The following is a 26,321-nucleotide window of genomic DNA, read 5'->3' on the forward strand; positions in this document are numbered from 1 at the left end:
TTCTTATCGCCTTATCTCAATGGGTTACTTGCCAAGGCGCTCAAGCACCTGACGGATGACCCGCTCCACGTTCTGCTCGCTAATCTCGCCACCGGCCGAGGCAGTAGCGCCGGCAAAGCGGTCGTCGGCGCTGTGGCAGGCCGGCGCCGAGGCACTGAAGCGGGCATCATCGAGGATGCTGCAGGGCTGGGGCGCGGCCGGGGCGGCGCTGGTTGGCTGCATCGCAACCGGCTGGATGGGGGCGCGCAGCTCTTCGATGGTGCGCACGCCATAACCCACCTTGCGGATGTTGAGCAGGTTCATCGGGCCGACGTTGTCGGAGCTGGAACCGCCGCCGACGGCGCCGCAGCCGAGGGTCAGTGCCGGCGTGAGGTTGGTGGTGGCACCGATGCCGCCGAGGGCGGCGGGGGTGTTGATCAGGATCCGGTTGACCGGTTTTTCCAGGCTGAACTGGCGGATCACGTCCTGGTTGCGGGTATGGATCACCAGGGTGTGGCCCAGCCCTTCGTTGGTCAGCAGCTCGACCACCCGATGACAGGCGGCGCGCCACTCCTCTTCCACGTAGAGGCCGAGCACTGGGCAGAGCTTTTCACGGGAGTAGGGATTGCTGTGGGAGACGGTGGTCTGTTCGGCCACCAGCACGCGGGTGCTGGGGGGGACGCTGAAACCGGCCAGCTGGCTGAGATGGAGCGCCGTCTTGCCCACCACTTTCGGGTTGATGGTGCCGTTCGGGCGCAGCAGCAGGGCGGCCATCTTGGCGGCTTCGTCTTCGTTCATGAAGTAGGCGCCCTGGGTCGCCAGCTCGCGATGAACCTCGTCGTAGATGCAGCGTTCGACGATGATCGACTGTTCGGAGGCGCAGATCACGCCGTTGTCGAAGGTCTTGCTGGTGATGATGTCCTTCACCGCCTGGTGAATGTCGGCGCTGCGTTCGATAAAGGCCGGGCCGTTGCCCGGGCCGCCGCTGATGGTCGGGGTGCCGGAGGCATAGGCCGCGCGCACCATGCCTTCGCCACCGGTTGCCAGGATCAGCGACACGTCCTTGCTGTGCATCAGCTCGGAGGTCGCCTCCAGGGTCAGCTGGGTGACGCCGTCCACGATGCCCGCCGGGGCACCGGCGGCTTCGGCGGCGCGCTTGACGATCTCAATGGCTTTCCAGCTGCACTGGCGTGCGCCCGGGTGCGGCGAGAAGATGATGGCATTGCCCGCCTTGAGGGCGATCAGGGTTTTGTAGAAGATGGTGGAGGTGGGGTTGGTGGAGGGCACCAGCGCGCAGATCACGCCCAGCGGCACGCCCACGTCCATCACTTTTTTCACCTGATCGTCATGAATGATCCCGACGGTCTTCATCTCTTTGATGGCATCGTAAACGTGCAGCGAAGCGAACCGGTTTTTCAGCACCTTGTCTTGCCAGTTGCCAAAACCGGTCTCTTCTGCGGCCATTTTCGCCAGCGTTTCGGCATGGCGCGCGGCTTCTTCGGCCACGTTCTTCACGATGGCGTCGATTTTCTGCTGCGAAAAGGTGGCCATAATCACCTGCGCCTGTTTGGCGTTGCGCACCAGTTCTCTCGCGTTCTGGCGGGAGAGCAAATCGGTATCGAGTTCAATCATGAATCTATCCTTCATCAGACTAAAAAAGTGCGGGCGGGGCGTGCCCTCTCAGGTCATGCCTTGTGCTGCGCCGCGATTTTTTCGATGTCGTTGTGCGGGCGTGCGATGACGCGAGAGGTGACCACTTCGCCAATGCGTTTCGCCGCTTCCACGCCGGAATCCACCGCCGCATTGACCGCACCGACGTCGCCTTTCACCATGGCGGTGACCAGGCCAGAGCCGACGTTCTCATAGCCGATCAGCTCGACGTTGGCGGCCTTGCACATGGCATCTGCCGCTTCGATGCAGGCCACCAGGCCTTTGGTCTCAATCAGACCAAGCGCTTCTTTCATCATGTTCTCTCCCGTTATTCGGCAATTTTGTAGTGGGCGACAATCTTGCTGATGTCGTTGTGCGGGCGGGCGATGACCAGCGAGGTCACCACTTCACCGATGCGCTGTGCGGATTCCACGCCGGAGTCCACCGCGGCTTTCACGGCCCCTACGTCGCCTTTCACCATGGCGGTGACCAGGCCAGAGCCGACGTTCTCATAGCCGATCAGCTCGACGTTGGCGGCTTTGCACATGGCATCCGCCGCTTCAATGCAGGCCACCAGGCCCTTGGTTTCAATCAAACCCAATGCATCACCCATTTGCGATCTCCCGGCCTCAAGCCTTGTGTTTAATGACGATTTTGTTGATGTCGTTGTGCGGACGGGCGATGACCAGCGAGGTCACCACTTCACCGATGCGCTGTGCCGACTCCACGCCGGAATCCACCGCCGCTTTCACCGCGCCGACATCCCCCTTCACCATGACGGTGACCAGGCCGGAGCCGATGTTTTCATAGCTGATCAGCTCCACGTTGGCGGATTTGCACATGGCATCCGCGGCTTCAATGCAGGCCACCAGACCTTTGGTTTCGATAAGCCCCAATGCGTCACCCATGGTGATCTCCTCAGAACAGATTGTGTGGTGTGGTTAAGGAACTCCGTCCGTGTCACGGCGTTGAGCCACGGTTGCGGCGTTCAATCGCCACTATAGGTACTGGCGGCATTTGTGGAATTTGAATCTGTAAAACTGAGATATTTAGTTTGTTGTTCTGGATTTATGATTTTTATAAGCCGTATTTATCTATTTATGCTGCGACCACGAGGCTGTTTTCGCCTTGCATAAGGCCGAATTTAGGCCCGGGAAAAGATCGTCGGTCGATGTTAATGAGTTGTTGGGCAATGGGGGCCGAGAGGTAATTTGGCCGGCTGCTAACTGTGGCGGAGCTCATGTTTTGCCGGCGACGCTAAATGTAAAAAATGAGCGGGGTGTGGCGGGAAGGAGAGATCAGGGTGGTGATGGCGGGTCAGACGGGATGAGGTGGCATTGAGAGCGAGGCGCGCGTCATGTGGGTGCCGGCGCGAGAGTGGCTGGGATGAGCTGGAAAAGTAGCGGGTGCTGGTCCTGCTTGGTGATATACAAGGGGCGTCTTGTCGGTACGGATGCGCAGTTGGGGGAAGGGGCGGGCAGGAAGTCACCTCGGCATTGCCTTCAGGGCAAATGGCTGACAAGCCGAATCAGGGCTGAGTCATCAGGGGGCTTGAGCAGGTCTGGTTGTCGGGGCCGGGCGATACGTGCGCGTCATCGACGCTTGGGTCGGGGCATCCGCCGTATTGCCGGGACTAGTGCAGTTCGCTGCCGGATTTGAGGGTGCAGATCCAGAGCGGCGAGTTGATGGAGCTCAGCAGTATGGCCTGCTGATTGAGCCGCTGTGCACTCAGAAACAGCCCATCGTGACTGTCGGACATCTCGCGCATGAAGTAGTCGAAGATCACGTCCGGCGATTGATCGATGGAGGAGGCGCTCGCTTCCCATTTGTTGATGCGGTACTGACGCTCGGTGGCGGAGACCCGGTTGCTGCTGTAGGTAAACGTGACGTAGCGCTGGAGATAGAGCCAGCCTGCGGCCGAATCGGTATAGCCTTCAACCACCATGGAGCCTTTCCCCTGGCGGCCGAAATTGAAGTGGATGTTGCCGTTGACGTTCTCTTTGTGCATGTCCTCAAAGCGCATGATGCCTTTGGTGGCGCAGCTCATGACACCATCATTTTCGGTCGGCAGCTGGTAGCAGGCATAGAGTGCCGCGGCGAGGAACAGGGTGCAGGAGAAGAGAAAGAAGGGACGCGGCGCAAGTCTCATCACGGCTTCCAGGAGTAGTAGAAATAGTTGTCGCAATAGCTGAACGGGTTGTCTTCGTGCATGGCGCAGTGGGCCAGAAATACCCGGCCCAGGCCGTTGGTTTCCAGTCTGTCCCCGTAGAAAAACAGAAAACGCTCGCCGGGTTTGCAGCTGATGTTCAAACGCTGGCGCACCTGCTCGAAGTGCTCACCGTAGGTCGTGGCGCTGACCGAGCGCAGCATCTCGTCGCTGGCCAGCAATTCGCACTGGCTGTTGGGGATCCCGGTCAGGGTGACGGGGCGCGGCTCACGGCCATTCAAGAGACCAAATGCCACCAGCATGAGGGCAAACGCGAGCATGCAGCCCCCCGCGATGTACCAGCAGATGCCGCGTGAACGGGGGGTGAGGGGAAGTGGCCATTCGGCAGGGTCGAATGCCGGCTCGGCGGCCACCACCGTGGAAGGCGAAGGTACTATTTCAATGGACGGTGCAGGTACATGCTCAATAGGCTCGATAATGACCTCGGGATTGAGCTGCAAATAACCGCGCGACACCGTGATGATGATATTGTCGATATCGTAGTGGCGAAAAGCCTTGCGCAATATGCTCAGGTATTGGTTGAGGTTGCTGTTTGATGAGGTTAATCCGTTATCGTCCCAAACTTTTTTAAGCACTTCCTCGCGGCTGACTATCCCGGTATTTCGCAAGAAAAAATAAAACAGCGCATTGGCGGTGATGGATAATTGGCTGTCTGGCTCAACGCTTTCCCGCTGAGTCAGGGAACCATCGGTCGCGTCATAAATGAAGCGGGCATTGATGTGGTAGCGCATCTCGGCCTCAATCCATCAGCTTCACGTGGGGAGCGTCATATTATGCAGGGTCTTGACCAGCGCCTGACGGTGCTCGCTGCTCATGGTGCGCCCTTCGGTCAATTCCGATAGCCAGATGCCGTCTGCGGCATAACGTACCAGGGTGCCGGTATGGCCATTATCCAGCTCATCCCCTTGCGCCAGATGCGCCAGCATCCAGTCACGCCAGCATTGTCGCAGCACCGGCTCATCCGGCATGGCCAGCGAGAGCACCATCAGCTGGCGGCTCTCCTGGGTGTCCGTCAATTCAGGGGCAGAGAGATAGTGCAGGTAAGCACGGGTAAAGCGGCCGTAGGCGGTCTTGTCTGCCGCCATCAGTGCTGAGATGGCCTCTTCCATGATGGCCAGCAGACGCGCAAACAGGGCAAAGATCAGCGCCTGCTTGTTGGGGAAGTGGTGCAGCAAGCCCCCCTTGCTCACCCCGGCCTCATAGGCAACGGCGTTCAACGACAGGGCGGCGATACCGTCCCGGCCGGCGATGGTGGCGGCCGACTCCAGCAGTTGTCGATAAAGACGTACAGGGTCTTTTTTTCTATGTTGGGTTTCGATGTTCATGGCCCAATCATACCGACCAGACGGTATGTTGATTCTTGATCGCCATCAATATGAGGAAATGGGGGACGGGAGGAAAAGTCGTTATTGTGTGGTGCTTCACAAATAACCTTAAAATAAAGATGGAAGAGTCGCTTTAAATATTAAAATTGGATTTGTTTGAGAACTTAATTTGTCAATTAGTCACGACTTGCTTATCTCCTGGTTAAAGTCATTTTCAATGAGAAATAACTATTTTAAGGAGTCGGGATAGGGATTAAGTTGTCATTTGTATACCTCATTGCAGCAAACATTTTCCTGAGGATTTATCTCTTGTTGTTAACCAATTAACGGTTGCTTTTTAGCGGGAAGGTATATATTTCTGCCACCTTTGGTTATGGCAGAAATATAAAAATAAGTGTGCCTGTTGGCGTCACCTTATTTTTCAAGGGGGGCGTCAGCCTCTTGCACCAGCTCGAGGAAGGCGCGCATGGCGGGGGTGATGCTGTGCTGGCGGGTGATGAAGGCGGTATGGCCGATGTCGCGTTGCGGCGTCAGCGGCAGGCAGACCAGATCCGAGAGCTTGCTGGCGGAGCGGGCGAGGCCGGCACTGACGATGGCCCAGCCCAGCCGGTGGCGCACGGCGCTCACCAGGTGAAACAGGGAGTCGGTTTCCAGCACCACGTCAAGCCGGATGCCGGCCCACTCGGCGGCACGGTCCAGATACTTGCGAAACTGCATGGTGCGGCTGGGCAGTACCAGCGGCCGCTGCTGCAGTGCCGTCAGGGTCAGCTCGTCGTCGGGGAGGCACTGATCCGCCTCGTCGCGGTTCATCAGCACCGCCATCTGGTTGTTGCCCTGGGGATAGAGGTGGAAGGTCTGTCTGGCGGCGCCGGTGAGCGGCTCATCAAACCCCAGCCCGATATCGCACTGGTGCAGCTCCAGCTGTGACAGCAGGGCTTCGTTGCTGAGCACCGAGAGACGGATGACGATGTCGGGGTAGCGCTGCTTGCAGCGGGCGATGAGTGGCATGATGTCGACATTGGACTGGGGCACGATACCGATGCGCAGGGTGCCGGAGAGCTCGCCATGAAACAGTGCCAGCTCCTGCTTGAGCGCCTCCTGCTCCAGCAGCATCCGCTCGGCATACTGGCGCACCAGCTCGCCCGCTTCGGTGAGGGCGACGAACTGGCTGGTACGCACCACCAGGTCGGTGCCGAGGTTTTTCTCCAGTGCCGTGATGCTGGCTGAGAGGGTCGGCTGGGTGATGTGGCAGGCCTTGGCCGCTCTGGCAAAATGCTGGTGTTTGGCCAGTTCGTGGAAATAGTGCAGCTGCTTGATGTTCATGATCATTCGGGAGGTGAGGATGAATCTAAAAATTAATCAATTGAAAAAACGCCGTCAATAGAACAACTCTATTGCCATATAGATTTATTTCATTGGTTTTGCGTCTGCCGCCTCTCTAAACTTGAATGCAGTTTGCATTTTTAGGCCAACCTGCATGCCTGCCTACGCGTCCGTCGACATCCCCGTCAATCTGCCTGCCTCGCCTTCACTGGATCATCTGGTGGAGGAGGTAGCCGTCGCCATCAACATCAATGGCATCAACCATGCGGTGATGATGGCGACCCCGGACGATCTCGACGACTTTGCCGTCGGCTTTCTGTTTGGCGAGGGGATCATCCGGCACAACCACGAGGTCCACGACATCCAGATCGCGCCAGCCGAGCAGGGGATGGTGCTGGACATCACCATCGCCAACCGTTCCCTAGGCGCTCTGGCCCAGCACAAGCGCCGGCTGACCGGGGCGACCGGTTGCGGCATCTGCGGCGTGGCGGCGGTGGAGCAGGCGCTGCCCGCACTGCCGGTGTTGCCGCTGACGCCGCCGCTGGATGGGGCCTTGCTGGCGGGGCTGCGTGCGCAGATCGCCCAGTGGCAGCTCAAGGGGCAGCAGCATGGCGCCCTGCATGCGGCGCTGGCGCTGGATGCCGAGGGCCGGATCCTGCACTGCCGGGAAGATATCGGGCGCCACAATGCCCTCGACAAGCTGATCGGCCTGCTGCTGCGTCAGCAAAGTGCGTGCGACACCCTGGTGGTGACCAGCCGCTGTGGCAGCGAGCTGGTGCAAAAAGCCGCCCGTTTCGGTGCCCGTCACCTCATCTGTCTGGCATCGCCCAGCCAGCTGGCGGTCAGGCTGGCCCTCAAATACAACCTCAACGTCGTTCATATTCCCAAGTTTGATGCCCCGGTCAGCTATTCGAGCTATCGCCCGGCGGATCCCATCGGAGAGTGCCATGAGTCATATTGAAAAGCCCGCCAAAGCCGGCGGTTTTTCGTCCCTGCAATCCACCATGAAACAGGTGCTGCGCAGCCAGAAGACCCGTCAGAACATCAAGAACCTGCTGCGGGTCAACCAGACCGAAGGCTTCGACTGCCCGGGCTGCGCCTGGGGTGACAACGACCACGGCACCTTCCAGTTTTGTGAAAACGGCGCCAAGGCGGTGGCCTGGGAATCCACTGGCAAGACGGTGGGGGCCGAGTTTTTCGCCGCCCACTCGGTGCGCCAGCTGGCTACCCAGAGCGACTACTGGCTCGAGTATCAGGGGCGGCTGACCGAGCCGATGCGCTACAACCCGGTGACCGATCACTACGAGCCAACAAGCTGGGACGACGCCTTCGTCCTGATTGCCGACACCCTCAAGGGGCTGAATAGCCCGGACGAGGTGGAGTTCTACACCTCGGGGCGTGCCAGCAACGAAGCGTCTTATCTTTATCAGCTGTTTGGCCGCCTGTTTGGCACCAACAACTTCCCCGACTGCTCCAACATGTGCCACGAGGCGAGCGGGGTAGCGCTGATCCAGTCGGTCGGCATCGGCAAAGGCACTGTGGTGCTGGATGACTTCGACCAGGCCGATGCGGTGTTCGTCTATGGCCAGAATCCCGGTACCAACCACCCACGCATGATGAATGCCCTGCGCCAGGCTGCGCGCGGCGGCTGCAAGATCGTCAGCTTCAACAACTTGAAAGAGGTGGCGCTGGAGCGCTTCGCCAGCCCGCAGAGCCCGCTCGAGCTGCTGACCCCGGCGGCCACCACCATCAGCCACCAGTACCTGACGCCGAAACTGGGTGGCGACATGGCCGCCATGCGTGGCATGGCCAAGTACATTTTGGAAGAGGCGCCAGAGGCGGTGGATCGCGACTTCATCGCCCGCCACACCCGCCACTTTGCCGAGTACGAGGCGCAGGTACGTGCCACCGACTGGGCGGCGATCGAGCAGCAGTCCGGCCTGACTCGCACCGACATCGTGCAGGCAGCCAAGGTCTTTGCCGCCAGCCAGCGCATCATCAGCTGCTGGGCCATGGGGGTGACCCAGCACCTGCACTCGGTCGATACCATCCGTGAAATCGTCAACCTGCACCTGATGCGCGGCCAGATTGGCAAGCCGGGGGCGGGGCTCTGTCCGGTACGGGGCCACAGCAACGTGCAGGGCAACCGCACCATGGGGATCAACGAAAAGCCGACCGCCGCCTTTATCGACCGGCTTGAACGTCACCTGCAGGTGAGCCTGCCACGGGCTCGTGGTCACAATGTTTACGAGGCGCTCAAGGCGCTGGAGGAGGGCAAGAGCAAGGTGCTCATCTGCCTGGGTGGCAACCTGGCGGCAGCGGCGCCCGATACCGACTTCACCTACGGGGCGATGAAAAAAGCCGAGCTCAACGTGCAGATCAGCACCAAGCTCAACCGCAGCCATCTGCAGGTGGGCAAGGCGGCGCTGATCCTGCCCTGTCTCGGCCGCACCGAGCTCGATATCCAGCGCAGCGGCAACCAGAAGATCACGGTGGAGGACACCTTCAGCATGGTGCACGCCTCGACCGGTGCGGCCGAGCCGGTATCGCCCCTCTGCCTCTCCGAGACCGACATAGTGGCGCGGATGGCTCATGCTACCGTGGGCAGCGAACGGGTCGACTGGCTGGCCCTGCGCGATGACTATGGCCGCATCCGCGATCTCATCGAGCAGACCATCGCCGGTTTTGCCGATTTCAATGCCCGCATCCAGCAGCCGTGCGGTTTTCATCTCGATAACTCTGCGGCGCTGCTGACCTGGAATACCGCCAGCGGCCAGGCCGAGTTTCGTGCCAGCACCCTGCCGCACTCTGTGTTGCCGGAGTGTACCCGCCATGCGGAGCAGATGGTGGGTCAGCCGGTGTTGCTGCTGCAGAGCCTGCGCTCTCACGATCAATACAACACCACCATCTACGGCATGGATGACCGCTATCGCGGCATCAAGGGCCAGCGCAACGTGGTGTTCATGAACGAGGCGGATGCTCGCCAGCTTGGCTTTGCCGAAGGGGACAGGGTCGACATGGCGGCCATCTGCAACGACGGGCGCGAGCGTAGCGTGACCGGTTTTGTGGTGGTGATCTACGAGATCCCGCGTGGCAACATCGCGGCCTACTACCCGGAAACCAACCCGCTGGTGCCCATCGACAGCATAGGGGCAGGCTCGTTCACCCCGACCTCCAAGTCCATCCCGGTGCTGGTGACTGCTTCCAATCGGCAGGACAATCTGTTGCTGCTATGAACTGGGAGGTTTGCAGGCTTGAGCCGGTTCAAGTCTGCCAGCCCAATGCAGCAGAGCCCGGACATTCTATAAACAACAACGCCGCATAAGAAATGCGGCGTTGTTGTTTGCGTGATTGGTGCCGGTAAGAGGAGTCGAACCCCCGACCTTCGCATTACGAATGCGCTGCTCTACCAACTGAGCTATACCGGCGTGCCACTAGATTCCCGAAAACAGCGGGGCAAGTCAATGAGCTGCACTCAGTTTTATGAGTGGGCTCATGGGGTTACGGCCAATGTCAGAGGTCGACGAACTCCGGAATATGGGCCCGGCCGCGGCTTTCGAGAAAATCGAGCAGTGCACGGGGGGAGCGTGCCAGGATCCGCTCTGCCGGGAAGTCGGCCTCGGTGACCAGTCGGTGGCAGTGCTCGAAATCTCCGAGACTGAAGGCCACGTGGGAGTCGGAGCCGAAGGTGAGGTAGGCACCCATGTCCCGCGCCGCCTCGACGATGGCGCGGCAGTTGCCTTCACTGCCCGGGCGGGAGTGGCTGAAGGAGGAGTTGTTGAGCTCCAGCGCTACCCGATACTCTGCCGCCGCCTTGACCACGGCCTGGATGTCGATGGGGAAGGCGGGATTGCCGGGGTGGCTTATCATGTCGACCCGGCCGCTCTTGATGGCGTTGATCATGGCCTGGGTATGGGTGGCCTGGTCGCAGGGGGGAAATACCGGTTCGTGAAAGCCCGCCATGATCATGTCGAGCCGCGACTCGTAGCGCTCGGGGAAGTCGATCTCGCCATCGATGTTCTTGATGTTGGCTTCGATGCCGCGCAGGATGCCGACCCCGTCGACCACCCGTGGTAGCACGTGCAGATTGACGAAGTGCCAGAAGTGGGGGGCATCGGCCATGTCGGGGCCATGATCCGTGGTGGCGAACAGCTTGATCCCCTTTGCCTTGGCGATGGGCAGGTAGTCGTGAATGGTGCTGTAGGCGTGGGTGCTGGCGACGGTGTGGGTGTGGGTATCGACCGTGTACTTCATCTTATCTTCCCCTCTGGCGTGAGGCGCCAGCATAGCAAAGGCGGCGGGTCGAGACCATGTCGTGGCTTGTCATACTTTGTCACAAATTGGGCTCTGGCTGACAAAGTTTGAACACGCTTGGCGGTCATGATGGCGTCATCGATGAAAGCCTGAACTCGCATCGATGGGTTGGATCAGGATGGTGCAACCTCATTTCCCCGCCGTCGCGCCCTGCGACGGTTTTTTTTGCCTGTTTGCCAGCGCGCAGCGTGGTTACCGGGCAAAAAAATGCCCAACTAGCATGAAGCAGGTTGGGCGAGACTTAATGTTTAATTGCAGTGGCATAGATATAGAGTCCGATTCGTCCGTGAAGTTCCCGCCTTGTTCCCCATTTTCAACAAAAACATTTCACTAACACCCGTTCACATTCTCTTGACACAAAAGGTTGTGAAACGTACTTTTTAAACATTCGTTTAAGTGAGGTGTCCTGTGAGTAAAATCGATACCAAAAACCGCATTCTCGATGCCGCTGAGGTGTTGTTTGCCGAACGGGGGTTCGCCGATACCTCTTTGCGTCTGATCACCAGCGAGGCCGATGTCAACCTGGCGTCGGTGAACTACCACTTCGGCTCCAAGAAGGAGCTGATCCAGGCGGTGCTCGATCGCTATCTGAGCCTGTTCATGCCCGAGCTGGATGCACGCCTGCATACCCTGATGGCGCAGGAGCAGCTGACCCTGCTGCAGGTGTTCGAGAGCTTCGTCGACCCGCTGATGAAGCTGGTGGCGGTGCGCACCAACGGTCCGGCCATCTTCATGCAGTTGCTGGGGCGCGGCTACATCGACAGCCAGGGCCACCTGCGCCGCTTCATTACCGCCCACTACGGCCCCATTTTGCAACGGATCACTCAGGCCATCTCCAAGGCCAACCCGGCCTTGTCGCCTGCGGATCTGTTCTGGCGGCTGCACTTCACCCTGGGCACCGTCGTGTTCACCATGGCCTCGGCCGATGCGCTGCGCGACATCGCCCAGGCCGATTTCGGCCAGCAGCTCGATGTGGAGGGGCTGGTACGCAACGTCATTCCTTATCTGGCGTCCGGTGTCGGGGCGCCCGTGGAGTCGACCAGGCTCTCCCTGGCCGTGTAACAACCAACAATAAATCAACGGAAACAGTGAAATAGAAGGAACTTGAGTATGATCACATTGCTTATCCTGCTGGTGCTGGCGATAGCCGTCGTGCTCGGCGTGCCCTCCATCCGTAAAAAGGTGGTCACCCGCCCGGTGTTTGGCATCTTCAAGAAGATACTGCCGCCCTTGTCTGCCACCGAGCGGGAGGCCATGGAAGCCGGCTCCGTCTGGTGGGATGGGGAGCTGTTTCGCGGCAACCCCGACTGGAAAAAACTGCACGGCTACGGTAAAGCCGAGCTGACCGCCGAGGAGCAGGCCTTCATCGACAACCAGGTCGAAACCCTGCTCGCCATGGTCGACGACTTCAAGATCGTCAACGAAACCAAAGACCTGCCGGAGCCGGTCTGGGACTATCTGAAGAAGGAAGGTTTCTTCTCCCTGATCATCCCGAAATCCTATGGCGGCCGTGAATTCTCGGCGATCGCCAACTCCACCATCGTCACCCGCATCGCCACCAAGAGCCTGAGCGTAGCGGTCACCGTCATGGTGCCTAACTCCCTTGGCCCGGGCGAGCTGCTGATGCACTACGGCACCCAGGCCCAGAAGGACTTCTGGCTGCCGGGGCTGGCCAACGGCAAGGAAGTGCCCTGCTTCGCCCTGACCGGGCCGGAAGCGGGCTCCGATGCCGGCGCCATCCCGGACAAGGGGATCGTCTGCAAGGGGATGCACAAGGGTGAAGAGGTGCTGGGTATTCGCCTCAACTGGAACAAGCGCTACATCACCCTGGCCCCTCGTGCCACCGTGCTGGGGCTGGCATTCAAACTGTATGACCCGGAAAAACTGCTGGGTGACAAGGAAGAGCTCGGCATCACCTGCGCGCTCATCCCCACCAGCCACCCCGGCGTGCGCGTCGGCGATCGCCACTACCCCATGGGGCTGGCGTTCCTGAACGGCCCGACTTTTGGCAAAGATGTGTTCATTCCGCTCGACTGGATCATCGGCGGCCCGGATTACGCCGGCCGCGGCTGGCGCATGCTGGTGGAGTGCCTCTCCGCCGGTCGCGGCATCTCGCTGCCTGCTCTGGGCACCGCCTGCGGTCACATGGCGAGCCGCACCGTGGGCGCCTACTCCTACGTGCGCAAGCAGTTCGGCATGTCCATCGGCAAGTTTGAAGGGGTGCAGGAAGCGCTGGCCCGCATCGGCGGCCTCACCTATCAGCTGGAAGGTGCCCGCCGCATGACCGCAGGTTCGCTGGACTTGGGTCAGGCTCCGGCCATCGTCACCGCGATTTCCAAGTACCACATGACCGAAATGGCGCGCCAGATCATGGATGACTCCATGGATATCCACGCCGGCCGCGCCATCCAGCTGGGCCCGAAAAACTACACCGGCTACGCCTACATGGGCATTCCGGTGGCCATCACGGTGGAAGGGGCCAACATCCTGACCCGCAACCTGATGATCTTCGGGCAGGGTGCCACCCGCTGCCACCCGTACGTGTTTGCCGAGCTGGAAGCGGCAGCCGATACCGATGTGGAGCGCGGTCTCGAGAAGTTTGACGCCCTGCTGCTGAAGCACATCGCCTTCGGTGCCGGCAACTTCTTCGGTTCCCTGTTCCAGGGGCTGACCCTGGGCCAGTTCAACAGCGCGCCGGTGGCTGGCGAAACCGCCCGTTATTACAAGCAGCTCTCTCGCATGAGTAAAGGGCTGGCGCTGTGCGCCGACGTCTCCATGCTGATGCTGGGTGGCGATCTCAAGCGCAAGGAGATGATCTCCGCTCGTCTGGGTGATGTGCTGAGCCACCTCTACCTGGCCTCCGCCACCCTCAAGCACTACGAGGATCAGGGCCGTATGGTCTCCGATCTGCCGTTCGTGCAGTACGCGGTGGAGCGCAACCTCTACCTGATTGGCAAGGCGTTCGAGGGCTTCTTCCAGAACTTCCCGAACAAGGTGGTGGGGGCCGTGCTCAAGCGGGTGGTGTTCCCGTTCGGCGTGGGTTACAAGATGCCGGCCGACGATCGTTGCCACGCCATCTGTCTGGCCATGATGAAGCCGGGCGAGTTCCGCGACCGTCTGACGGCGCTGTGCTACGTCGGCAAGGACGAGGCGGATCCGGTCGGTCTGATGGATCGCGCCTTCCAGGCCATGGTCGCAGTGCAGCCCTACGAGAAGAAGCTGGTACAGGCCCAGAAAGAGGGCAAACTGCCCCGCAAACTGGCGCTGCCGGAGCTGGTCGCCGCTGCCCTGTCCCAATCCATCCTGAGCAAGGACGAGGCGGACAAGCTGCTGGCCGCCGATGCCCTGCGCTACGAGGCGATCCAGGTGGACAACTTTGCCCCGGGCGAGCTGGAGGGGTTATCCCAGCAAAATCCGGTGGTGCACGCCGCCTGAGAGAGCGCTCACTCCTGAACCTGAAACCGGCCGTCATGGCCGGTTTTTTTGTTTGTTAACCCTGCATTTACAACCTCGATTAATTCCAGTTTAATGCAATGGCCCCTCACCCTTGGGGCAGGAAGCAAGGCCAGCGGAATGGCCGACAACAACAAACTCAGGAAGAGTGAATGAATCTCGCCAAAACGGCGATCGAACGCCCCATCTGGGTGGCGGTCTCGATCGTGCTGATTTTTCTGCTGGGCCTGCTCAGCATCCGGGGGCTGCCGATCCAGCTGTTTCCCGACATCGATCGCCCGCACCTCAACATCTCGGTGGACTGGCGCTCGGCCTCACCCCAGGAGATGGAGTCGGAGATAACCGACCCCATCGAGCAGGAGATGCAGGGGGTGCAGGGGCTCAAGAACCTCACCAGCAACAGCTTCCCCGGCTTCACCGAGATCGACCTGGAGTTTGCCCTCGGCACCGACATGCAGCGGGCCCAGCTCGACGTCATCTCCCGCCTGAACCGGGTCTCCGGCCTGCCGGACAAGATTGGCGGCCCCTACGTCAACAACTACAGCAGCAACGACACTCTCACCTTCTTCTTCATCCAGCAGTTGCCCGGTGCCAAGGGGCAGATCGACGATCATCAGGCGCTGATCGAGGCGCGGGTCAAGCCGGAGCTGGAGCGCATCCCCGGGGTGTCGACGGTCGACATCGAGGGGATCAACGAGCGCCAGATCCAGATCCGTTTCGACCCTTACCGCGCCGCCGAGCTGGGGGTGGAGATCCCGGTACTGGCCAGCCGGGCCAGCACCGGCTGGGACGTCTCCGCCGGCACCCTCGACATCGGCCGCTGGGAGTACAAGCTGCGCTTTGCCGGTCGCTACGACGTGGCGACCCTGGGGGACAAGGTGGTGGACTGGCGCGACGGCCTGCCCATCTACCTGCGGGATGTGGCCGAGGTCAGGTTGGCCCGGGAGGAGAACCCTGTGCTGCGCATCCAGAACGGCAACACCGCCATCGCGGCCCAGATCTTCAAGGAGAGCGGTGCCAACGCCCTGGCGGCGCTGGAGGCCATCAAGCTCAAGGTGGGCGAGCTCAACCGCGAGGTGCTGGAGCCGGTCGGGTTGCACATGGAGCAGTCGTTCGACGCCTCCCTCTACATCAACCGGGCGGTGGGCATGGTGACCGCCAACCTGGGGCTCGGCGTGCTGCTCTCCTGCGCCATCCTCTGGGTCTTTCTGCGCCAGCTCAAGGCGACCCTGATGATCGCGATCGCCATTCCCATCAGCATCATGCTCACCTTCTGCCTGCTCAAGGTGCTGGGGCGGACCCTCAACGTCATCTCGCTGGCGGGGATCGCCTTTGCGGTGGGCATGGTGCTCGATGCCGCCATCGTGGTGCTGGAGAGCATCTACCGGCGCCACGAGCGGGGGGATCTGAGCAAGGCGGAGGCGGCGCTGGAAGGCACCAGCCGGGTGTGGACCGCGCTGGTGGCCTCCACCCTGACCACGGTCGCCATCTTCCTGCCGGTGCTGCTGCTCAACGACGTGGAGGGGCAGCTGTTTGCCGATCTGGCGCTGACCATCGCCTGCGCGGTGACCGTCTCCATGCTGGTGGCGGTCACCGTGCTGCCGGCGGTGGCGGCGCGCTGGATGGGGCGTGAGCGGCTGATCGATCCCTATGAGGGGCTGTGGCAGGGCACCACCCGACGGGTGATCCGCTGGACCGGCACCTCCCGCCAGCGCTGGACCGTCATCACCCTGATGATGAGCCTGCCGGCGCTGGCCACCTGGGCTCTGTTGCCGAAGATGGACTATCTGCCCGACGTGAAGCGCGATGCGGTGGATGTCTGGATGAACTTCACCCCGGGTTTCAACCTGCAGGCCCAGCGCGAGGAGGTGATCGACACCCTGATCGCCCGTCTCGCCCCCTACATGAAAGGGGAGCGGGAGCCGGCCCTCAAGAACTACTACATCCTGCGCTACCCGGGCGGTGCCCAGATCGGGGTGCGACCGAAAGAGGAGGATCAGATCAAGGTGCTGGAGCAGCTGTTGATGAAGCAGCTGCTGGTGGGGATCCCCGACACCCAGGTGTTTGGCGGCCAGGGTTCGCTGTTCGGCGGCTTTGACAGCGAGAATGGCATCTCCCTGCTGCTGCAGGGGGGCGATCTGGCCGAGCTCTACCAGGCGGCGCGGGCCGCCATGGCCATCGTCAAACAGGATCTGCCGGGTGCCCAGGTGAGGCCGCAGCCGGATCTCGATTTCACCGCCCCCGAGCTGCGGCTGGTGCCGCAGGACAGGCGTCTGGCCGAGGTGGGCTGGGATCGCACGCCCATGCCCGCCATCATCCAGACCTTCGGTGACGGGCTGCGGGTCGGCGAGTACTTCGACGGGGAGGAGCGGCTCGACATCATGCTGATGGGACAGACCTCGGCCAACCCGGACGAGCTCAAGGCGGTGCCGCTGGCGACCCCGTCCGGGCGCATCGTGCCGCTCGGCGAGCTGCTGCGGGTGGAGCACGACATGGGGCCGGCCAGCATCTTTCGGGCCGACGGCCGGCGCAGCATCAGCCTGCAGATCTCGCCCCCGGTGGGGATGAGCATGGAGCAGGTGCTCGATACCTTGCAGAGCAAAAGCTTTGCCGCCATCCGGCCACTGCTGCCCGCCGGCGGTGAGCTGCGCGTCTCCGGCAATGCCGACAGCCTGCAACAGGCGCTCGGCAACCTGGGGGCCATCTTCCTGTTTGCCGTGATGATCCTGCTGATCCTGTTATGGGGAGTCTTTGCCTCCCTCAAGGATGCCGTGCTGGTGCTGCTGACCCTGCCGCTTGCCACCGTCGGCGGCGTGCTGGCGCTGCACCTGAGCGGCCTGCTGGTGCCGCTGCCGATGGATCTGCTGACCATCATCGGCTTCGTCATTTTGCTGGGGTTGGTGGTCAACAACGCCATCCTGCTGGTGCATCAGACCCGCACCGCGGAGCGGGAGGGGATGAGCCGCCAGCTGGCGGTGGCCGATGCCCTGCAAAGTCGGATGCGGCCCATCGCCATGACCAGCCTCACCAGCATCTTCGGCATGCTGCCGCTGATGCTGAGCCCGAGCGAGGGCAGTGAAATCTACCGGGGGCTGGCCACCGTCATCGTCGGCGGCATGAGCTGCAGCACCCTGTTTACCCTGATCCTGTTGCCCGCCTTCCTGCGACTGGGAGAGCGGGTCGAATCACCGCTCGCCCTGCGCCAGCGGGCCTGAGCAAGGAGCTCATCGATGACACACGGTTTTACAAGGATGGTAGTGGGCGCGGCGCTGCTGGCGGGGGGCGTGTTCCCCGCGCTGTCCCAGGGCAAGATGGTGACCCTGGCGGACGTGACCCGGGGGGAGGCGGCGGCCAGCATCTGGGTCAGCGGCACGGTGGCGAGCCGCCAGCAGGCGGCGCTCAGCGCCGAGGTGAGCGGCCGGGTGGAGTGGATCGCCGAGTTCGGCAGCCGGGTCAGCAAGGGGGATGAGCTGCTGCGTCTCGACAGTGCGGCGCTGCGGCTCTCGCTGGAGCAGGCTCAGGCCGAGCAGGCCAAGTGGGAGAGCAACGTGCGCTTCGCCCGCGCCGAGTTTGGCCGGCTAGCGACGCTGCACCGCCAGAAGAGCACCTCCCAGAGCCAGTATGACAAGGCGCGTTACGACGTGGAGCAGGCTGAACTGGCCGAGCGGCTGGCGCGGGTACAGGTGCGCCAGATTGAGGAGCAGCTGCGCAGAAGCCACATCTTTGCCCCGTTCGACGGGGTGGTGAACAACCACTTCATCCAGCCGGGGGAGCACGTGGATGCCGGCGAGCAGGCGCTGGAGCTGGTCAACCCCGATCAGCCCGACATCCGCCTGCAGGCCCCCATCGTCTGGGCTGGCCAGCTGGCACCCCAGACCCGGCTGCGGGTGGAAGGGGAGCAGCTCAGCGGCCACGGTGTCTATTACCAGCGGGCGGCGAGCGCCGATCCCAAGTCGCGCCTCATCGAGCTGCGCCTCAAGCCCGAAGCGGGCCGCTTCATCATCGGCTCGCCGGTGCGGGTGGCGCTGCCGCTGGCGGAGCAGCAGACCATGCTGCTGCCGCGCGATGCCCTGGTGCTCAACACCGAGGGGAGCGTGGTCTATCAGGTGGAGCAGCGCGGCGAGGAGCTGACGGTGAACCGGGTGCCGGTGACCGTGCTGTTTGGCGACAGCCGGCAGGTGGCGGTGAGCGGGGCGCTCAAGCAGGGTGACAGAGTGGTGGTACGTGGCGCCGGCAGCTTGCAGGATGGCGACAAGGTCGAACTGTTTCGCGGCTGAGGCGGCGATTTCGCCATAAAAAAACGGCTCCTGCGGGAGCCGTTTTTGGTGCCGGTGAAGGGCGATTACTCGACCATCATCACCTTGCAGGTGTTGGTACTGCCGACGGTTTCCATCTTGTCGCCGTGGGTCAGCAACACCATGTCACCGCTTTGCAGCAGCCCCTTGGCCTTGAGCACGTCCAGCGCGTCGCGGCACACCTCGTAGACCGGCTTGGTCTCGTCGCCGTCGAACAGCACCGGGGTGACGCCGCGGTAGAGGTTGGTCCAGGCCAGGGTCTTGTTGTGCGGTGACATGGCGAAGATCGGCAGGCCGGAGCTGATGCGGGACATCAGCAGCGGGGTGGTGCCCGATTCGGTCAGCGCCACGATCGCCTTGACCCCTTCCAGGTGGTTAGCCGCATACATGGTGGACATGGCGACGGCCTCTTCCACCGACGTGAAGGTGTAGCTCATGCGGTGGTTGGAGACGTTCAGGCTCGGATGCTTCTCGGCACCGACGCAGACGCTGGCCATGGAGGTGACGGTCTCGATGGGGAACTGACCGGCGGCGGTCTCGGCGGAGAGCATCACCGCATCGGTACCGTCCAGCACGGCGTTGGCCACGTCCATGACTTCGGCACGGGTCGGCAGCGGCGCGTTGATCATCGACTCCATCATCTGGGTGGCGGTGATGACGACGCGGTTCAGGCGACGGGAGTGGCGAATGAGCTTCTTCTGCACGCCGACCAGCTCCGGATCGCCGATTTCGACACCCAAGTCACCACGCGCCACCATGACGGCATCAGAGCCGAGGATGATGTCTTCCATCGCCTCGTCGGTGGCGACGGTTTCGGCGCGCTCGACCTTGGCCACGATCTTGGCGTTGGAGCCGGCTTCGCGGGCCAGCTCGCGGGCGTAACGCAGGTCATCGCCACAACGGGGGAAGGAGACGGCCAGGTAGTCCACGTTCATGCGGGCGGCGGTCTTGATGTCTTCCTTGTCCTTCTCGGTCAGGGCCGGGGCGGAGAGACCGCCACCCTTCTTGTTGATGCCCTTGTTGTTGGAGAGCGGACCGGCCACGGTGACCGAGGTGTGGATGCGGGTGCCTTCGACCTGCTCCACCTTCAGCTGCACGCGACCGTCGTCCAGCAGCAGGATGTCGCCGGCGATCACGTCGCCCGGCAGGCTCTTGTAGTCGATGCCGACCTGCTCCTGGCAGCCTTCACCCTTGCCAAGGGCGGCATCGAGGATGAACTTGTCGCCGACGGCCAGATAGATCTTGCCGTCCTTGAAGGTGGAAACACGGATCTTGGGGCCCTGCAGGTCGCCCATGATGGCGACGTGACGACCCAGCTTGGCGGCGATGTCACGCACCTGGTTGGCGCGCAGGATGTGGTCTTCAGCAGTGCCGTGGGAGAAGTTCATCCGCACCATGTCGGCGCCGGCACGGATGATCCCCTCGAGGATCCCTTCGCGATCGGTGGCCGGACCGAGTGTGGTTACAATCTTTGTACGTCTTGGCATGAAAGACTCCAGTTTTGAAGTTGATATGACTTGAGATACTGCCCCGTCAAGCGCATGACCCATTGCACCCGCTTGCAAGCCATCTGGGTGGCTTTTGTTACTAAATTACAATACTACACCAAGGAAGGTGGCAGAGACAGCCGGGGGCCGAGGCCCCCGCTGCTTACGAAGAGTGGGGTGTATCAAAGCGGGATTCGCGCAAACCTTCTTTGACTTTCTTCAGGTTTTCGCGAAATTTCATGCCACGGCGCAGGGTGAAACCGGTCGCCAGCACGTCCACCAGGGCGAGCTGGGCTATGCGGGAGGCCATCGGCATGTAGACGTCGGTGTCTTCCGGCACGTCCATGGAGAGCACCAGGTTGCACTCGCGCGCCAGCGGGGAGTCCTTGGCAGTCATGCCGATGACGGTGGCGTCGTTTTCACGGGCCAGCGCGGCAATCTCCACCAGCGCCTTGGTGCGGCCGGTGTGGGAGATGAGCACCACCACGTCCCCTTCGCTGCTGTTGATGCAGCTCATGCGCATCATGACGATGTCATCGAAGCTCACCACCGGGATGTTGAAGCGGAAGAACTTGTTCTGGGCATCGCGGGCGACGGCGGAGGAGGCGCCGAGGCCAAAGAAGCTGATCTTCTTGGACTGGGTCAGGATGTCGACGCAGCGATTGATGGCGGAGATGTCCAGGCTGTTCTTGGCGGCATCGAGGCAGGCCATGGTGGATTCGAAGATCTTGGCGGTATAGGTATCGGGCCCGTCTTCCGCCTCCACGTGGCGGTTCACATAGGGCGTGCCGTTGGCCAGGCTCTGGGCCAGATGCAGTTTGAAATCGGGAAAGCCTTTGGTATCGAGACGGCGGCAGAAACGGTTGACGGTCGGCTCGCTGACGTCAGCCATCTTGGCGAGGGTGGCGATACTGGAGTGGATGGCCGTCTGCGGGGAGGCCAGGATGACCTCGGCGACTTTACGCTCTGATTTACTGAAACTTTCCAAATTATTAGTAATTTTATCAAGGGTATTCATCATCACCACCAGGCGTTTTTGTAATTTAGCTTCAGTGTCTTTGCACTAAATTCATGGCTAAGCAGGTTTCCAATCAACTTGATGACTATACAAGACAAGCTCTTATCGAAACTAATCTCGGCCCTGCAAAGTATGACTCATGTCTAATTATTTCGTTGTTTTGGTTACAAACTTCCAGTCATTCCGTGAAAGCGCTTACAAATGTTGCAAAGCAACAACACTGTGAGCGGGCGCACAGTTGCACCCATCAAACGCGCCGCAAGGGGAGGGGCTCGGGTAGAATTGGCACCAAATAATAAGTGCGGGACGGTAACGGCCGCCCCGACCCCAGTAACGAAGGAGTTGTTTTATGCAGCATACCCATGCGCTGGTCGGCGACGTAGGCGGCACCAATGCCCGGTTGGCCCTGTGCGAGCTGGCAACCGGCACCATTTCCCAGGCCAAGACCTATTCCGGGCTGGCCCATCCCAGTCTGGAAGCCGTGGTTCGCCTCTATCTGGATGAACACAAGGTGCAGGTGGGCGAAGCCTGCATCGCCATCGCCTGCCCCATCAACGGCGACTGGGTCGCCATGACCAACCACAGCTGGGAGTTTTCCATCAGCGAGATGCAGGCCAATCTGGGCCTGAGCCGGTTGCAGGTGATCAACGATTTTACCGCCGTCTCCATGGCGGTGCCGGTGCTGAACGCGGCTGACTGCATCCAGCTGGGAGGCGCGGCGCCCGTGGCCGGCAAGCCCATCGCCATCTACGGTGCCGGTACCGGTCTTGGCGTGGCCCACCTGGTGCACACCGGCGAGCAGTGGCTGAGTCTGCCGGGCGAGGGTGGCCACGTGGACTTTGCCGCCAACAGCGAAGAAGAGGATGCGGTGCTGCAGGTGATGCGCGCCGAGCTGGGCCACGTCTCGGCCGAGCGGCTGCTCTCCGGCCCCGGCCTCGTCAACATCTACCGTGGGCTGGTGAAATCCGACGGCCGCGAGCCGCAGGCGTTCGAACCCAAGGATATCACCGAGCGCGCGCTGGCGGGCGAGTGCCTGGACTGCCGCCGTACCTTGAGCCTGTTCTGCGTGCTGATGGGCCGCTTTGCCGGCAACCTGGCGCTCAACATGGGCACCTTCGGCGGCGTCTACATCGCCGGCGGCATAGTGCCGCGCTTTCAGGAGTTCTTCATCGGCTCGGGCTTTCGGGTGGCCTTCGAAGACAAGGGGCGTTTCAAATCCTACCTCAAGGATATCCCCGTCTTCCTCATCACCCACGAGGGGCCGGGTCTGCTCGGGGCCGGCGCCTATCTGCGCCAGTCGCTCGGCATCAAGCTATAAGCAGGCGGCTTGCCAGGGGACGGATCGGCCATGGTTCAGCCTTGATTCAGTGACCATGGCGTAGAGTGTCAACACGTACTCAAGAAGGCAGGGCTCCATAAGGAGTTGGGACTTGTCTTCATCCGCTGGGTGCGTTTGTCACCTGACAAGCCTGAACTGTTTCACCGGCCCTCGCGGCCGGTTTTTTTATGCCTGCGGGTTGCCGGCTGGTGGAGATGCCGTCCTTTGCGAAAGGATGGGCCTGCGCCGCAATGCACTGCGCCTGCCGGGTGGCAGGCGCAGTGTGTGGGCTGGGATGGGCTCAGGGCAGGTCGAGGGTGAAGCGGGCGCCCCCGAGCGGGGATTCATCCACCATGATCTGGCCGCCGTAGCTGTGCACGATTTCGGTGACCACCGCCAGCCCGATGCCCTGGCCGGGGGAGCTGTCGGCGCGTACTCCGCGCTGGAAGATCTGCTGCGACTTGCCGGGGTCGATGCCGGGACCGTCGTCCTCGATTTCGATCCGCAGCCGGTCAAGCCGGCGGCTCACCGTCACCTTGATCTCGCTGATGGCGAACTTGAAGGCGTTGTCGAGCAGGTTGCCCATCAGCTCCATCAGGTCTCCCTGCTCGCCGGCGAAGAAGACGTCGTCATCGAACTTGAAGCGGGTCTGCAGCTTCTTGTGGCGATAGACCTTGGCGAGGCTGGCCAGCAGCTTCTCGATGAGGGGCACCGGCTCGGTACCCTTGCTGGCGAGGCGCTTGCGGCCGGTGACGGCGCGGCGCAGCTGGTACTGGATGATCTGATCCATGGTCAGGATCTGCTCATTGATGTTGTCGTGGATGTCGCGCCCCAGCTTGACCTCCTGCGCCGTCATCTGGATCAGCGCCAGCCGGGTTTTCAGGCTGTGGGCCAGATCGTTCAGGGCGTGCTGGTAGCGCTGGGTCTGCTGCCGTTCGTTCTCCAGCAGCTGGTTGACCGACTCGGTCAGCGGCGTCAGTTCCCGCTCATAGTCGTTGGAGAGGGCCTCCCGCTTGCCGGCCCGGATTTCGTCCATCTGGCGCGCCATGGTGCGCAAGGATCCCAGGCTCCAGAAACTGGTGAGCAGCAGCAGGGCGCCGAGCAGGGAGTAGGCGAGCAGGGCCTGGCGGATGCACTGGTAAAGGTAATCGCGGGTCTGGGCCAGGTAGCGCTTGGCCGAATCGACCATCACCACGTAATAGGTGGTGGGGCCGTCGCCGTGATTGCGCAAAAAGCGCAGGCTGTAGATGAAGTAGCTCTCGCCGTTCTTGATGGTGTGGCGCTTGAAGAAGTAGTCCTGATCCAGCCCGCCCAGATACTTCATCAGATCCTGGCAGATGGTGTCCCTGGCCTGGATCACCTCCGGCATGTGCATGCTGGACCAGCTCAGCTGGCCGTCGGCCCGGCAGATCAGGGTATCCAGATTGGGGTCGACGGCATCCGGGGTGATCCGGCCCAGATCCGTGGTGGCATGGGCGTCCGGCAGTTTGGAGGAGAACAGCTTGGAGAGGTTCTCCTGCATGCGGGTGCTGGCCTTCTGGGCCTGCTCCTCGGTGTGGCCCAGATAGAGGATGTAGACCGAGAAGGCCATGATGAGCGCGATGACCAGCATGGCGCTCAGCATCAGCTTGATGTGCAGCGAGCGGCGGATGAAGCGCATGGGGCGCAGCAGACGAGAGTCCATCAGTTGCACGACAGGTTGAAGATGTAACCCTGGCGGCGGATGGTGGAGATGGGCTGGATGGTCCCCTCCGGATCCAGCTTCTTGCGCAGCCGGCTCACCATCACCTCGATGGTGTTGGGGTCCCCCTCGCCGTCGCCATAGAGCTGGTCCAGCAGTTGCTGCTTGGAGACCACCTGGCGGGCGTTGCGCATCAGGTATTCGAGGATCAGGTATTCAAAGCTGGTGAGCACCACCGGGGTGCCGGCGATGGTCAGCTCCTTGCGGGAGAGATCCAGTTCGTAGTCGCCGGCCTTGACCCTGGGGGAGATGAAGCCGGCGCTGCGGCGCACCAGGGCGTTGAGACGGGCCAGCAGCTCGTCCTTCTGGAACGGCTTGACCAGGTAGTCGTCCGCCCCGGCTTCCAGTCCCTCCACCTTGTCCTGCCAGTTGCCGCGCGCGGTCAATACGATGATGGGGAAGGGGATCTGCTGCTCGCGCAGCTGGCGGATGAGTTGCAAACCGTCCATGTCCGGCAGGCCCAGATCGATGATGGCCACGTCGATGGGATAGTCGGCGGCGTAATGCAGTGCCACCTGGGCGCTGTCGGTGCTGTGTACCTGATTCTGGGCTTCGGTCAGCAGGGTGCTGAGGTGGTGATTGAGCAGCTTGTCGTCTTCGACCAACAATATTTTCATAAGGTGCGCGATCATGGGGATCCAGGCTGTCAATTAGAGGGCTTATGACGGGGAGAGTCAATCCGGATCCTAACAGCCCTGGCTGTATCGGGACTGAATCAGCCGGCTATTGGTTAATTCCCTCTAACCCATTGCGGTAACGGTATTTATCCGCCAAGTGGCGCCAACAAAAAAAGCCAGTCAGGGTCACTGACTGGCTTTTACCAATTTGTTGGCGCTTGTCGGGGATCAGTCGATGAGACTGGCCCACAGGTCGTACTCGTCCGCTTCATCGATGCGGACCTTGACCATGTCGCCGGGCTTGAGGCCGGTTTCACCGTTCAGGTAGACCAGGCCGTCGATCTCGGGGGCATCGGCGGCGGAGCGGCCAGTGGCACCCTCTTCGTCCACCTCGTCGATCAGCACCAGCATCTCCTTGCCGACCTTGCGGGCGAGCTTGCGGATGGAAACCTGCTGCTGCAGCTCCATGAAGCGCTGGAAGCGCTCTTCCTGCACCTCTTCCGGTACCGGATCCGGCAGCTCGTTGGCCTTGGCACCTTCGACCGGGCTGTATTTGAAGCAACCGACCCGATCCAGCTCCGCCTTGTCGATGAAGTCCAGCAGCATCTGGAACTCTTCTTCGGTCTCGCCGGGGAAGCCGACGATGAAGGTGGAACGCAGGGTGATCTCGGGGCAGATCTCGCGCCACTTCTGGATCCGCTCCAGGGTGCGCTCGACGGTGCCCGGGCGCTTCATCAGCTTGAGGATGCGCGGGCTGGCGTGTTGCAGCGGGATGTCGAGGTAGGGCAGTACCTTGCCGTCGCGCATCAGCGGGATGACGTCATCCACGTGCGGGTACGGGTAGACGTAGTGCAGGCGCACCCACATGCCGAGCTTGGCCAGCTCTTCGCACAGGGCCACCATGCTGGTCTTGACCGGCATACCGTCGTAGAAACCGGTGCGGTGCTTGACGTCCACGCCGTAGGCGGAGGTGTCCTGGGAGATCACCAGGATCTCCTTCACGCCGGCCTCTTTCAGGCGTTTGGCCTCGGCCAGCACTTCGCCGATGGGACGGCTCACCAGATCCCCGCGCATGGAGGGGATGATGCAGAAGGTGCAGCGGTGGTTGCAGCCTTCGGAAATCTTCAGATAGGCGTAGTGGCGGGGGGTCAGTTTGACGCCCTGGGCCGGCACCAGGCTGGTAAAGGGGTTGTGGGTCGGCTTCTCGACGTACTTGTGCACGTGGCCCAGCACCTCTTCATAGGCGTGGGGACCGGTGATCTCGAGCACCTTGGGGTGGATCTCGCGGATCTGGTTCTCTTTGGCACCGAGGCAGCCGGTGACGATCACCTTGCCGTTCTCGGCCAGGGCCTCGCCGATGGCTTCCAGGGACTCCTGTACCGCGCTGTCGATGAAGCCGCAGGTGTTGACCACCACCACTTCCGCATCGTCATAGCTGGGCACCACGTCGTACCCTTCGGTACGCAGCTGGGTCAGGATGCGCTCGGAATCGACCAGATTTTTGGGGCAACCCAAGGAGACGAATCCTACTTTGGGGGCCTGTTTTGTGTTGGACATCGCTCAATCACTCTTAG

The 26,321-nt window shown here is 61.6% G+C and carries 21 protein-coding genes and 1 tRNA gene; 7 read left to right on the plus strand and 15 right to left on the minus strand.

Translation table 11 applies throughout. From position 1 onward, the window contains the following. Positions 1-24: 24 nt before the first annotated feature. From E5E96_RS14000 to E5E96_RS14035, 8 genes are all read right to left on the minus strand, one after another. Positions 25-1,611, minus strand: a complete 1,587-nt coding sequence (locus tag E5E96_RS14000; protein WP_171282424.1) for an acetaldehyde dehydrogenase (acetylating) — start codon at positions 1,609-1,611, stop codon at positions 25-27. Between the two features lie 53 nt (positions 1,612-1,664). Further along, entirely contained in the window at positions 1,665-1,943 is a 279-nt protein-coding gene (locus E5E96_RS14005) for a BMC domain-containing protein (RefSeq protein WP_002442217.1), read from the minus strand. A 14-nt stretch (positions 1,944-1,957) separates the two neighbouring features. Further along, entirely contained in the window at positions 1,958-2,242 is a 285-nt protein-coding gene (locus tag E5E96_RS14010) for a BMC domain-containing protein (protein WP_011705244.1), read from the minus strand. 16 nt (positions 2,243-2,258) lie between these two features. After that, positions 2,259-2,537, minus strand: coding sequence for a BMC domain-containing protein (locus tag E5E96_RS14015; protein ID WP_010634659.1), 279 nt, complete (start codon positions 2,535-2,537; stop codon positions 2,259-2,261). A 725-nt stretch (positions 2,538-3,262) separates the two neighbouring features. Then, positions 3,263-3,778, minus strand: a complete 516-nt coding sequence (locus tag E5E96_RS14020; RefSeq protein ID WP_029303626.1) for a FidL-like protein — start codon at positions 3,776-3,778, stop codon at positions 3,263-3,265. Then, positions 3,778-4,587, minus strand: a complete 810-nt coding sequence (locus tag E5E96_RS14025) for a winged helix-turn-helix domain-containing protein (RefSeq protein ID WP_029303625.1) — start codon at positions 4,585-4,587, stop codon at positions 3,778-3,780. Before E5E96_RS14025 ends, E5E96_RS14020 begins: the two co-directional genes overlap by 1 nt. 21 nt (positions 4,588-4,608) lie before the next feature. Beyond that, the gene (locus E5E96_RS14030) at positions 4,609-5,181 is read right to left on the minus strand and encodes a TetR/AcrR family transcriptional regulator (protein WP_029303624.1); all 573 of its coding nucleotides are present in this window, start codon (positions 5,179-5,181) and stop codon (positions 4,609-4,611) included. Between the two features lie 414 nt (positions 5,182-5,595). After that, positions 5,596-6,510: a LysR family transcriptional regulator gene (locus E5E96_RS14035; RefSeq protein ID WP_171282425.1), complete on the minus strand. Its 915-nt coding sequence runs from the start codon at positions 6,508-6,510 to the stop codon at positions 5,596-5,598. A gap of 148 nt (positions 6,511-6,658) precedes the next feature. On the opposite strand from E5E96_RS14035, the gene fdhD reads away from it, so the two are divergent. Next, positions 6,659-7,465, plus strand: a complete 807-nt coding sequence (gene fdhD, locus E5E96_RS14040; RefSeq protein WP_029303622.1) for a formate dehydrogenase accessory sulfurtransferase FdhD — start codon at positions 6,659-6,661, stop codon at positions 7,463-7,465. Beyond that, on the plus strand, positions 7,452-9,740 hold the full coding sequence (locus E5E96_RS14045) for an FdhF/YdeP family oxidoreductase (protein ID WP_171282426.1): 2,289 nt from the start codon (positions 7,452-7,454) through the stop codon (positions 9,738-9,740). Before fdhD ends, E5E96_RS14045 begins: the two co-directional genes overlap by 14 nt. 116 nt (positions 9,741-9,856) lie before the next feature. On the opposite strand, the gene E5E96_RS14050 is transcribed toward E5E96_RS14045, so the two are convergent. Further along, positions 9,857-9,932, minus strand: a tRNA-Thr gene (locus E5E96_RS14050). A gap of 85 nt (positions 9,933-10,017) precedes the next feature. Then, positions 10,018-10,758, minus strand: a complete 741-nt coding sequence (locus tag E5E96_RS14055) for a phosphatase (RefSeq protein ID WP_005298720.1) — start codon at positions 10,756-10,758, stop codon at positions 10,018-10,020. Positions 10,759-11,226: 468 nt separating this feature from the next. Here E5E96_RS14055 and E5E96_RS14060 point away from each other — a divergent pair, with 468 nt between their 5' ends. The 4 genes from E5E96_RS14060 to E5E96_RS14075 all read left to right on the plus strand — a co-directional run bounded on the left by E5E96_RS14060 (position 11,227) and on the right by E5E96_RS14075 (position 18,548). Then, on the plus strand, positions 11,227-11,880 hold the full coding sequence (locus E5E96_RS14060) for a TetR/AcrR family transcriptional regulator (protein ID WP_011705252.1): 654 nt from the start codon (positions 11,227-11,229) through the stop codon (positions 11,878-11,880). 48 nt (positions 11,881-11,928) lie between these two features. Further along, positions 11,929-14,253: an acyl-CoA dehydrogenase gene (locus tag E5E96_RS14065; RefSeq protein WP_171282427.1), complete on the plus strand. Its 2,325-nt coding sequence runs from the start codon at positions 11,929-11,931 to the stop codon at positions 14,251-14,253. Positions 14,254-14,423: 170 nt separating this feature from the next. Continuing rightward, entirely contained in the window at positions 14,424-17,486 is a 3,063-nt protein-coding gene (locus tag E5E96_RS14070; RefSeq protein WP_171282428.1) for an efflux RND transporter permease subunit, read from the plus strand. Between the two features lie 15 nt (positions 17,487-17,501). Continuing rightward, the gene (locus E5E96_RS14075; RefSeq protein WP_171282429.1) at positions 17,502-18,548 is read left to right on the plus strand and encodes an efflux RND transporter periplasmic adaptor subunit; all 1,047 of its coding nucleotides are present in this window, start codon (positions 17,502-17,504) and stop codon (positions 18,546-18,548) included. 65 nt (positions 18,549-18,613) lie between these two features. Here E5E96_RS14075 and pyk read toward each other — a convergent pair whose 3' ends face one another. Continuing rightward, on the minus strand, positions 18,614-20,053 hold the full coding sequence (gene pyk, locus E5E96_RS14080) for a pyruvate kinase (RefSeq protein WP_024943919.1): 1,440 nt from the start codon (positions 20,051-20,053) through the stop codon (positions 18,614-18,616). A gap of 163 nt (positions 20,054-20,216) precedes the next feature. Beyond that, the gene (locus E5E96_RS14085; protein WP_005298732.1) at positions 20,217-21,071 is read right to left on the minus strand and encodes a MurR/RpiR family transcriptional regulator; all 855 of its coding nucleotides are present in this window, start codon (positions 21,069-21,071) and stop codon (positions 20,217-20,219) included. A gap of 349 nt (positions 21,072-21,420) precedes the next feature. Between E5E96_RS14085 and glk the strand changes: the two genes are divergently transcribed. Continuing rightward, positions 21,421-22,389: a glucokinase gene (gene glk, locus E5E96_RS14090; protein ID WP_171282430.1), complete on the plus strand. Its 969-nt coding sequence runs from the start codon at positions 21,421-21,423 to the stop codon at positions 22,387-22,389. Positions 22,390-22,690: 301 nt separating this feature from the next. Here glk and E5E96_RS14095 read toward each other — a convergent pair whose 3' ends face one another. The 3 genes from E5E96_RS14095 to rimO form a co-directional block, all read right to left on the minus strand. Beyond that, a complete protein-coding gene (locus E5E96_RS14095; RefSeq protein WP_029301488.1) occupies positions 22,691-24,073 on the minus strand; it encodes an ATP-binding protein in 1,383 nt (460 codons plus the stop codon). Beyond that, positions 24,073-24,747, minus strand: a complete 675-nt coding sequence (locus E5E96_RS14100; protein WP_016350040.1) for a response regulator — start codon at positions 24,745-24,747, stop codon at positions 24,073-24,075. Before E5E96_RS14100 ends, E5E96_RS14095 begins: the two co-directional genes overlap by 1 nt. 228 nt (positions 24,748-24,975) lie before the next feature. Continuing rightward, a complete protein-coding gene (gene rimO / locus E5E96_RS14105; RefSeq protein WP_011705268.1) occupies positions 24,976-26,304 on the minus strand; it encodes a 30S ribosomal protein S12 methylthiotransferase RimO in 1,329 nt (442 codons plus the stop codon). Between the last annotated feature and the right edge of the window lie 17 nt (positions 26,305-26,321).

The organism is Aeromonas sp. 1805, assembly GCF_013085525.1.
GTDB classification, from domain to species: Bacteria; Pseudomonadota; Gammaproteobacteria; order Enterobacterales; family Aeromonadaceae; genus Aeromonas; species Aeromonas hydrophila.

Coding starts and splice junctions, on each gene's coding strand:
- E5E96_RS14000 (WP_171282424.1), bottom strand. CDS start 1,611: ATGATTGAACTCGATACCGATTTGCTCTCCCGCCAGAACGCGAGAGAA.
- E5E96_RS14005 (WP_002442217.1), bottom strand. CDS start 1,943: ATGAAAGAAGCGCTTGGTCTGATTGAGACCAAAGGCCTGGTGGCCTGC.
- E5E96_RS14010 (WP_011705244.1), bottom strand. CDS start 2,242: ATGGGTGATGCATTGGGTTTGATTGAAACCAAGGGCCTGGTGGCCTGC.
- E5E96_RS14015 (WP_010634659.1), bottom strand. CDS start 2,537: ATGGGTGACGCATTGGGGCTTATCGAAACCAAAGGTCTGGTGGCCTGC.
- E5E96_RS14020 (WP_029303626.1), bottom strand. CDS start 3,778: ATGAGACTTGCGCCGCGTCCCTTCTTTCTCTTCTCCTGCACCCTGTTC.
- E5E96_RS14025 (WP_029303625.1), bottom strand. CDS start 4,587: ATGCGCTACCACATCAATGCCCGCTTCATTTATGACGCGACCGATGGT.
- E5E96_RS14030 (WP_029303624.1), bottom strand. CDS start 5,181: ATGAACATCGAAACCCAACATAGAAAAAAAGACCCTGTACGTCTTTAT.
- E5E96_RS14035 (WP_171282425.1), bottom strand. CDS start 6,510: ATGATCATGAACATCAAGCAGCTGCACTATTTCCACGAACTGGCCAAA.
- fdhD (WP_029303622.1), top strand. CDS start 6,659: ATGCCTGCCTACGCGTCCGTCGACATCCCCGTCAATCTGCCTGCCTCG.
- E5E96_RS14045 (WP_171282426.1), top strand. CDS start 7,452: ATGAGTCATATTGAAAAGCCCGCCAAAGCCGGCGGTTTTTCGTCCCTG.
- E5E96_RS14055 (WP_005298720.1), bottom strand. CDS start 10,758: ATGAAGTACACGGTCGATACCCACACCCACACCGTCGCCAGCACCCAC.
- E5E96_RS14065 (WP_171282427.1), top strand. CDS start 11,929: ATGATCACATTGCTTATCCTGCTGGTGCTGGCGATAGCCGTCGTGCTC.
- E5E96_RS14070 (WP_171282428.1), top strand. CDS start 14,424: ATGAATCTCGCCAAAACGGCGATCGAACGCCCCATCTGGGTGGCGGTC.
- E5E96_RS14075 (WP_171282429.1), top strand. CDS start 17,502: ATGACACACGGTTTTACAAGGATGGTAGTGGGCGCGGCGCTGCTGGCG.
- pyk (WP_024943919.1), bottom strand. CDS start 20,053: ATGCCAAGACGTACAAAGATTGTAACCACACTCGGTCCGGCCACCGAT.
- E5E96_RS14085 (WP_005298732.1), bottom strand. CDS start 21,071: ATGAATACCCTTGATAAAATTACTAATAATTTGGAAAGTTTCAGTAAA.
- glk (WP_171282430.1), top strand. CDS start 21,421: ATGCAGCATACCCATGCGCTGGTCGGCGACGTAGGCGGCACCAATGCC.
- E5E96_RS14095 (WP_029301488.1), bottom strand. CDS start 24,073: ATGGACTCTCGTCTGCTGCGCCCCATGCGCTTCATCCGCCGCTCGCTG.
- E5E96_RS14100 (WP_016350040.1), bottom strand. CDS start 24,747: ATGAAAATATTGTTGGTCGAAGACGACAAGCTGCTCAATCACCACCTC.
- rimO (WP_011705268.1), bottom strand. CDS start 26,304: ATGTCCAACACAAAACAGGCCCCCAAAGTAGGATTCGTCTCCTTGGGT.